This is a genomic window from Acidovorax sp. SRB_24, from assembly GCF_012931925.1.
On record NZ_MWOM01000242.1, the window covers coordinates 1 to 460 of the forward strand.

The following is a 460-nucleotide window of genomic DNA, read 5'->3' on the forward strand; positions in this document are numbered from 1 at the left end:
GCCCAGGCGCGTGAGCGTGGTCGTCAGGCGCGAGACGGTGGACTTGGGCAGCTGGCAGCGCTGCGCGATCTCCTGGTTGCCCAGCACCTTGTCGCCCGAGCGGAAGCACGACAGCACTTCGAGCCCGCGCGCCAGTGCCGCCACGAAATGGCGGTCTTCGGGAGCGCGCGGGGCCGCGGGGCGGGAAGGGGGGTGGGCAGGCATGGCGGGCATTATCGCGATGCCCTGCCCGTGGCGCGCCGTGCCCCGGAGCGCAGCCTCCGCAGAGCGCCACGGAGGGGGTGGGAGAAGGGTGTTTGCGCGTCAGGTTTTTTCTTCGCGCAGCATCTCGCGCAGCTTGAATTTCTGGATCTTTCCGGACGGCGTGGCGGGCAGCGCGTCGCGCACGATCAGGCGCTCGGGGATGTACTGCAGGGCAATCTTCTGGTCTTTCAGGAACTGCACCAGGCCCGGCAGGTCG

Annotated in this window: 1 protein-coding gene; it reads right to left on the reverse strand. The window is 69.3% G+C overall.

Features of this window, described 5'->3' with window-relative positions:
- On the reverse strand, positions 1-213 hold a 213-nt coding region (locus B2J89_RS21755), incomplete at its 3' end, for a helix-turn-helix domain-containing protein (protein WP_371809117.1).
- Between the last annotated feature and the right edge of the window lie 247 nt (positions 214-460).